This is a genomic window from Pseudomonas sp. SWRI154 (genome assembly GCF_014268645.1).
In the GTDB taxonomy this organism is placed as follows: domain Bacteria; phylum Pseudomonadota; class Gammaproteobacteria; order Pseudomonadales; family Pseudomonadaceae; genus Aquipseudomonas; species Aquipseudomonas marvdashtae.
This window is the reverse complement of sequence record NZ_JABWQW010000006.1, coordinates 217546-225709: the sequence shown is the minus strand read 5'-3', so window position 1 is coordinate 225709 and position 8164 is coordinate 217546. Positions and strand designations below refer to the sequence as shown.

8 protein-coding genes are annotated in these 8164 nt (G+C 58.5%); 3 read left to right on the top strand and 5 right to left on the bottom strand.

From position 1 onward, the window contains the following. The coding region (locus HU806_RS08130) for a carbon starvation CstA family protein (protein ID WP_186610897.1) at window positions 1-1414 on the bottom strand (1414 nt) is incomplete at its 3' end. Between the two features lie 159 nt (window positions 1415-1573). Between HU806_RS08130 and HU806_RS08125 the strand changes: the two genes are divergently transcribed. Continuing rightward, window positions 1574-1930, top strand: coding sequence for a PilZ domain-containing protein (locus tag HU806_RS08125; RefSeq protein ID WP_186610896.1), 357 nt, complete (start codon window positions 1574-1576; stop codon window positions 1928-1930). Window positions 1931-1950: 20 nt separating this feature from the next. Here the strand turns inward: HU806_RS08125 and radA are convergent, their stop codons facing one another. The 3 genes from radA to katB form a co-directional block, all read right to left on the bottom strand. Next, window positions 1951-3318, bottom strand: coding sequence for a DNA repair protein RadA (radA, locus tag HU806_RS08120; RefSeq protein WP_186610895.1), 1368 nt, complete (start codon window positions 3316-3318; stop codon window positions 1951-1953). 41 nt (window positions 3319-3359) lie between these two features. After that, a complete protein-coding gene (locus tag HU806_RS08115; protein ID WP_527251138.1) occupies window positions 3360-3908 on the bottom strand; it encodes an ankyrin repeat domain-containing protein in 549 nt (182 codons plus the stop codon). Window positions 3909-3972: 64 nt separating this feature from the next. Further along, a complete protein-coding gene (gene katB, locus HU806_RS08110; RefSeq protein WP_186610893.1) occupies window positions 3973-5514 on the bottom strand; it encodes a catalase KatB in 1542 nt (513 codons plus the stop codon). Window positions 5515-5799: 285 nt separating this feature from the next. Between katB and mscL the strand changes: the two genes are divergently transcribed. Further along, window positions 5800-6213, top strand: coding sequence for a large-conductance mechanosensitive channel protein MscL (gene mscL, locus HU806_RS08105; RefSeq protein WP_186610892.1), 414 nt, complete (start codon window positions 5800-5802; stop codon window positions 6211-6213). Between the two features lie 40 nt (window positions 6214-6253). On the opposite strand, the gene HU806_RS08100 is transcribed toward mscL, so the two are convergent. Then, on the bottom strand, window positions 6254-7030 hold the full coding sequence (locus HU806_RS08100) for a ferredoxin--NADP reductase (protein WP_186610891.1): 777 nt from the start codon (window positions 7028-7030) through the stop codon (window positions 6254-6256). A 281-nt stretch (window positions 7031-7311) separates the two neighbouring features. Between HU806_RS08100 and HU806_RS08095 the strand changes: the two genes are divergently transcribed. Beyond that, window positions 7312-8025, top strand: a complete 714-nt coding sequence (locus HU806_RS08095) for an autoinducer binding domain-containing protein (RefSeq protein ID WP_186610890.1) — start codon at window positions 7312-7314, stop codon at window positions 8023-8025. Window positions 8026-8164: the final 139 nt, after the last annotated feature.

Below are 8164 nucleotides of genomic sequence, written 5' to 3'. Positions count from 1 at the left end.
AGTGGTACCAGAACGCCATGGTGTTTTCACCCGGCAGCACCGAGTGGAGGATCTGCGCGATACCCACCGCCAGGGTCGGCGCACCGCCGGCGCGGGCCAGGATGGTGGTCTCGCCGATGTCCTTGGCCACCGCTTGCAGCGCCTCGGGGGTGATTGCAAAGCCCCAACCGCTGATGGTTTGGGCCACGGCCACCACGTCACCGCCGACGATCGCCGCCGGGCTGTTCATGGCAAAGTACACGCCCGGTTCGATCACCGAAGCCGCCACCATGGCCATGATCGCCACGAAGGACTCCATCAGCATGCCGCCGTAACCGATGTAGCGGGCGTTGGTTTCGTTGTCCAGCAGCTTGGGCGTGGTGCCCGAGGAGATCAGCGCATGGAAGCCCGAGACCGCGCCGCAGGCGATGGTGATGAACAGGAACGGGAACAGCCCGCCTTTCCACACTGGCCCGGTGCCGTCGGTGAACTGGGTCAGCGCCGGCATTTTCAGCTCGGGCATGGTCACCAGGATGCCGATCGCCAAGGCGATGATCGTGCCGATCTTGAGGAAGGTCGACAGGTAGTCCCGTGGCGCCAGGATCAGCCACACCGGCAGCACCGCGGCGACAAAACCGTAGCCGATCAGCATCCAGGTGATCTGGATCCCGGTAAAAGTGAAGGCCTTGGCCCAGACCGGGTCGGCGGCAATCTGCCCGCCCAGCCAGATCGAACCCAGCAGCAACAGCACGCCGATGAGCGAGATCTCACCGATGCGGCCCGGGCGGATATAGCGCATGTAGATGCCCATGAACATCGCGATCGGGATGGTCGCCATCACCGTGAAGATGCCCCACGGGCTCTCGGCCAGGGCCTTGACCACGATCAGCGCCAGCACCGCGAGGATGATGATCATGATCAGGAAGCAGCCGAACAGCGCGATGGTGCCGGGGATGCGGCCCATTTCCTCGCGCACCATATCGCCCAGGGAGCGGCCGTTGCGGCGGGTGGACAGGAACAGGACCATGAAGTCCTGCACCGCACCGGCCAGCACCACGCCGGCGATCAGCCAGAGCGTGCCGGGCAGGTAGCCCATCTGCGCCGCCAGCACCGGCCCGACCAGCGGACCCGCGCCGGCAATGGCCGCGAAGTGGTGGCCGAAGAGAATATGTTTGTTGGTCGGGACATAGTCCAGGCCATCGTTGTTGAGCACGGCGGGCGTGGCCCGGCGCGCATCGAGTTGCATCACGTTGTTGGCGATGAAGAGGCTGTAGTAGCGGTAGGCGACCAGGTAAATGGCCACGGCTGCGACGACGATCCAGAGGGCGTTGATCGGCTCTCCGCGGCGCAAGGCCACGACGCCCAGGGCGCTTGCGCCTACAACGGCCAGCAGTAGCCAGGGTATATGGCGTAGCAGGCTATTATTGTTGTTCATTTTTATATTCCAGCCAGGTTGGACAGAAAGACAGACACCCAGAGTTTAGCGCTAACAGGCGTAAAGGCCATACCCCGACATTCGTCTGCCACCGGCCGGACGGGCACGATGGCCTGCCCATAGGGTCTATAGTCAGTGAATCTCCAGAGGGAATACGTAATGAGCGAACGTCGCCGCTTCGTACGAATCGAGTTCCATGCCAAGACCGAACTGAGCCAAGGGCCGTTCATCTGGCCGGTAAAGCTGCTGGATTTGTCCCTCAAGGGGCTACTGATCGAAAAGCCCGAACCCTGGCTCGGCAAACCCGAAGAGCCGTTCATGGCCGATATACATCTAAGCCCTGACGCTGAGGTCAAGATGGAGGTTCGGTTGACTCACGACGACCATGGCCACTTGGGCTTCGTCTGCGAACATATCGACTTGGCTTCCATCGCACACCTACGCCGACTGATAGAGCTCAACCTGGGCGACCATGACGAGCTGGAGCGGGAGCTGGCGGCGTTGATCCATATCTGAATCAACGCGCTCCCCTTGTGTTATTCGAACAACGCATCCAACGCCTGCTCCAGGCGTGTCACCGCGATGATCTGCAACCCCGGCGGCGCTTCCTTCGGCGCATTGCCCTTGGGCACGATGGCGCGCTTGAAGCCGTGCTTGGCTGCTTCCTTGAGCCGCTCCTGACCACTAGGCACTGGCCGGACTTCGCCTGACAATCCGACTTCGCCAAATACCAGCAAATCATGGGGTAGCGGTCGATTGCGCAAGCTGGACATCACCGCCGCCATCAACGCCAGGTCAGAGGCAGTCTCCAGCACTTTGACGCCGCCCACGACGTTGAGGAAAACATCTTGGTCGTGGGTAGGAATCCCACCGTGCCGGTGCAGGACGGCCAGCAGCATGGCCAGCCGGTTCTGATCCAGCCCCAGCGTGACGCGACGTGGGTTCGCCAAGTGGCTGTCATCCACCAGCGCCTGGACTTCCACCAACATGGGCCGAGTCCCTTCCCACGTGGCCATGACGACGCTACCTGGGACTTCTTCCTGGGCCCGCGTCAGAAAAATCGCCGAAGGGTTGGAGACTTCTTTCAGGCCCTTGTCGGTCATGCCGAACACGCCCAGTTCGTTGACCGCACCGAAGCGATTCTTCACCGCCCGCAATAACCGCAGGCGACCATCGGATTCGCCTTCGAAATACAACACGGTATCAACCATGTGCTCCAGCACCCGAGGGCCTGCCAGCGCACCCTCCTTGGTGACATGGCCCACCAGGAAAATCGCCGTGCCGCTCTGCTTGGCATAACGCACCAGCAGCGCCGCGCTTTCGCGTACTTGGGACACGCCGCCCGGGGCCGATTGAAGCTGTTCGGTGAAAATCGTCTGGATCGAATCGATCACCATGACCTTGGGCTTTTCCAGGCGGGCCGTGGCGATGATGGTTTCGATGCAGGTTTCGGTCATGACCCGCAACTGGTCCTGGGGCAATCCCAGGCGTCGGGCGCGCATCGCGACCTGTTGCTGGGATTCCTCGCCAGTGACGTACAACGCCGGCATGCGCGTGGCCAGGCTGCACAAGGTTTGCAACAGGATGGTCGATTTGCCGATGCCCGGGTCACCACCGATCAGCACCACCGAGCCATCCACCAGGCCGCCGCCCAGCACTCGGTCCAATTCGCCGGAGGCCGTTGAAAAGCGCGGGATTTCTTCGACGCTGACTTCGGCCAGGGTCTTGATCTGCGCCTGTTGGCCAGCCCAGCCCGTGCGCCCGGTAGGCGCCGCCGCCCCGCCGCTTTCAACCATGGTTTCGGTCAGGGTGTTCCAGGCCCCGCATTCACTGCACTGGCCGGCCCATTTGGGAAAGGTCGAGCCGCACTCGGTGCAGCCGTACATGCGCTTTGCCTTGGCCATCTGACCTCCGGATAAAACCGCGATGATAGCCTAGCCAGGCTTCACTGCGGGGCCCGCATTCTGATTTCACCCCTGGCCAGATCCGTCGCGGTATTGCCCAACCGATCCTTGGCTTCCAGATCGGCACCCTTGGCCTTCAAGGCGTCGAGCAACTCGCCACGCTTGAACAGGCCGGCATACATCGCGGCCGTCTGCCCGGCACCGTTGCGCTGGTCCGGGCTGCAATCGGTGGACAACAGACGACGCGCGATCTGCACCTCGCCCTTGAAAATGGCCCCCATCAACGCGGTGTTGCCGCGTTTGTCCTGGGCACAGGCATCGGCACCTGCGGCCAACAGCCGCTCCACGGCGCCAGCATGGCCGTGATAAGCCGCCAGGATCAATGCGGTGTAGCCCTTCTCATCCCGGGTGTCGAGGGAGTATCCGGCCTCGATGAAGGTATCGAGCATCGGCACGTCGCCTCGTCGAGCGGCGTCAAAATAATAGGTTTGCAATTGCTCCTGTACCGCAGCCGGATCGGCAACTACAGGCAGTTCTGCCAACGCATTCAATGACCACGCCGCGAACATCGAAAAAAGCAATTTGTGCATCATGGCCTCTCCTTAATGACACAGAACTGTGGGAGCCGGGCCAACCCGACTCCCGCAAGAGGCCTCAGTCGCTCAGTTTCTCGGCCAGCGCCTTGACGCGCGCCAGATCGCCCTTGGCAACTCGTGCCACGCCAGTGCCGTATTCCGGATCAGCCTTGTAGAGGAACGACAGGATGATGTGCTTGCTCTCGTCATCGGTGGTCGCCAGCGAGCCACCGAAGCTTTCGATCAAGTCATTGCGCTCCTTCTGGTTGAACGAGCGATACAGATCGCCGGCCTGCTTGAAGTTCTGCTCACGCTGGATTTTCGCCTGCTGGGTGCTGCCGCTCAGCGCCGCCTGGCTATAACGTGCCGCTGGCTGTTCTTCACGTGGCATCAAACGGCTCGGCTGATAATTCACGCCGGTACTGGTGCCGCCGAAATTCATCGCGCCGTCCTGGTTGCCATTGTTTACTGCAACCTTGGGGGCGTTGATCGGCAATTGCAGGGCGTTCGGCCCGACCCGGTACATTTGCGTATCGGCATATGAGAAGACCCGGCCCTGCAACAGGCGATCCTCCGAAGGCTCGATACCCGGAACCAGATTGGCCGGTGCCATCGCCACCTGTTCGGTTTCCTGGAAAACATTTGCCGGGTTGCGATTCAAGACCATTTGCCCAACTTTGCGCTCAGGTACATCCGGCCAGATCTTGGTCGCGTCCAACGGATCGAAGTCGAACGTGGACAAGTCCTGCGGCTTGAGGACTTGTACATACAAATCCCACTTTGGAAAGTCGCCCTTGTTAATGTGACTGACCAAGTCGTGGGTCATGTGGCTGTAATCCTGACCCTGAACTTTCACAACTTCTTTCGGATCGAGGTTCTTCAACCCCTGCAAACTTTTCCAATGAAACTTCACATAACTGACTTCACCTTTGGCGTTGATCAGTTTGTAAGCGTGGACGCCGTTACCGTCCATCTCGCGATAGCTGGCTGGCGTACCGGAGTTTGAATACAACTCGGTCAGCGTGCGGGTCGCCTCGGGGACGTGGGAAAAGAAGTCAAAACGCCGGGAGTCATCATCCAAGTTAGTCCGCGGGTCGGGCTTGAACGCATGGACCATGTCGGGAAACTTGATGGCGTCGCGAATGAAAAATGTCGGGAAGTTATTGCCTACCAGATCCCAATTACCGTCCGCCGTATAGAACTTGGTGGCGAAGCCGCGAGGGTCTCGCAACGTCTCCGGCGAATGATTGCCATGCACGACGGCGGAGAAACGCACGAACACCGGCGTGACCTGGCCAGCGGCGAAGACCTTGGCCTTGGTCAGGTCGCTCAGGTCATTGGAAACCGTAAACTCGCCATGGGCCCCGGTGCCACGGGCATGCACGACGCGCTCGGGGATCCGCTCGCGATCGAAACGCTGGAGTTTCTGGATCAATTGCACATCCTGCAACAGCGTCGGGCCATTGGGGCCGGCGGTTTGCGAGTTCTGGTTGTCACCCACAACAGCGCCATTGTCACGGGTGAGGGTAGCGGCATTGACGGATAAGGAAAACAGGCTGGCGGTCAGCACAACGAGGGCATGGCGATTGGAAAAAGCGCCGAGGCCAAGGGAAGTGTTCATTGGAATTTTCCTCTGATTTTATAAAGCGCATCCATGTGCGCCTTTCAGAGGCTAGTGCTGTAAAAACCAAAACCTAAATAGAAATACCGTACCGTCTTGATAGAAAAAACGATGTAGGGAATCCGCCAGAAACCGCGTATCACGCGCGATTGGTGGCACTTTGTAAACTTTTTGCGGGGCGCCGGGTCGATAACAGGCAAGCTTTGTAAGCAGGCATGTCGAGCGAGACCCGTTTAGCTGACTTACACTGCCGGTATCAATCTCATCTGTCACAAGGAACAACTCATGGGCGTGCTAAGCGAGTTCAAGGCCTTCGCGGTCAAGGGCAATGTCGTCGACATGGCCGTCGGGATCATTATCGGTGCCGCTTTTGGCAAGATCGTTTCGTCATTTGTTGGCGATGTGGTCATGCCACCACTCGGCCTGTTGATCGGCGGAGTGGATTTCAGTGACCTGGCTATCACACTCAAGGCCGCCCAGGGCGATACGCCTGCGGTAGTGCTGGCCTATGGCAAATTCATCCAGACGATGGTGGACTTCATCATCGTCGCTTTCGCCATTTTCATGGGCGTCAAGGCCATCAACCGTCTCAAGCGCGAAGAGGCCGTCGCTCCGAGCGCGCCCCCTGTGCCCACCAAGGAAGAACAACTGCTGAGCGAGATCCGCGATCTGCTCAAGGCCCAGAACGAACGGCCCTGACCTTTCGTGCGAAAGAAATGGTGTCCACGGGGCGCCATTTCTACCAGTAGTTTTCCACTGCCACCTGGCCCGGCCGACGGGTGAGACTCAGGCGCAACCCCTTGGTCTTTAGCAACTGGCGCGTGTCGTCGATCATTTGCGGATTGCCGCATAACATGACCCGCGAATGCTCTGGCGTTAGCGCGACGCCGGCGGCCTGCTCCAGCTCGCCATTTTCAATCAGCGTGGTGATGCGTCCATTGAGGGCGCCCGGACACTGCTCACGGGTAACCGTCGCAATAAAGCGAAATTTATGGGCGTACTCAGCCAGGTAGTCTCGCCGGGCCAACCCTTCGATCAGCTCTTGATACGCCAGCTCCCGCGCTTCGCGAACGCTATAGACCAAGATGATTCGCTCGAATTTTTCCCAAACCTCAAAGTCCTGCAATATCGAGAGAAACGGCGCGACGCCCGTCCCCGTGGACAACAGCCACAAATCGCGACCGTCAACAAAACGGTCCAATGTCAGGTAGCCGAAGGCTTGGCGGTCCACCAGCAAACTGTCCCCCGGCTCCAAGCGGCTAAGCTCGCTGGTGAACTCACCGTCCGGCACCACGATGGAAAAGAACTCGAGAAATTCGTCGAAGGGCGAAGACACCATCGAATAGGCGCGCCAGACGGTAGAACCGTCCGGCTTGACGACACCCAGCCGGGCAAACTGACCGGCCCGGAAACGAAAGCCACGATCCCGAGTGGTCCGCAATGTAAACAAGTGCGACGTCAACGGCTGCACGTCGATCAGCGTCTGGCGGGTGAACTTTTCCGCATTGTCGGTCATGAGGCACTCCGATAAAGACAAGAACAGCAGTGTCCCGCAAAGTAAGCCCATTAACCACTGGCGACGGATGATAGCGTAGCGCCACACTTCCAAAACCTGGCAAGGCAAACTTCTACAAAACAAGAACGGTTGTATCGGAAAGCAACTAGCAAACGCCTTTCTCAATAACCGCAACGCTAGTACAACCGAAAAAAATCTAACTGCAAGTTAGGAATAGTCCTACACTCATTTTCGCGTGACCCAATTGGATCCACGTCTTTAATACACCCAAGGAGAGCGCAATGGACGTGTGGAAGGATGCGCAATTACGGAAGCTGTCGTGTGAAAAGGACTTGCAACGAGCCTATCGCCTGGTACTGGATTTCTTTAACTTTCAAGGGTTTGAATACTGCGCCTTTATTTCGCATTCGACCCTGCCTGATCAACCTGCCAGCAAGATCAACCTCAATAATTACCCTTATGGGTGGGAAAGACACTATGAACGAAATGGTTATGCTTCCACCGACCCAATAGTGGCTCATTGCAACCAATCCTCAGTGCCCGTTCTGTGGAGCGAGCAAGTTTTTTCCGAGGCCCCACAGTTATGGCGAGAACTCAATCAGCAAGGCCTCCGACATGGCTGGACCCAAGCGGTTCATGACGAATACGGCGCCCATTATAGTTTGTTCAGTCTTGCCAGGACCCATTGCCGTATCGATGCCAATGAGCACTACGGAAATCTTGGCTATGCCATTTTTGCCAGCCAAAGGTTGCATGCATTGGCGGGCAAGAAGCTGGCTGGCGCAATGGCGCCGCCCCAGGTCTGTCATCTCTCGCCCCGTGAGATAGAAGTGCTGAGATGGTCCGCCGAAGGGAAGACGGCGTCGGAAGTTGGCAGGATCCTGTGCCTTTCCGAACGCACCGTGAATTTCCATGTATGCAGCTGCATGCGAAAACTGAACGTGACCAACAAGATCTCGGCGGTAGCCAAAGCGGCCCACATCCATATGATTTAGGGAGCGATGCAAGATCGCCTATCTGAAAAAACCCACGAGTAATACCTGGTAAAAAAACGTACCATTTACGGCCCACTTGAATGATGACGTGCGAAGCGCGCGATGCAGTTCATTCAGGCGGTCCCGCTGACAAGCCTGC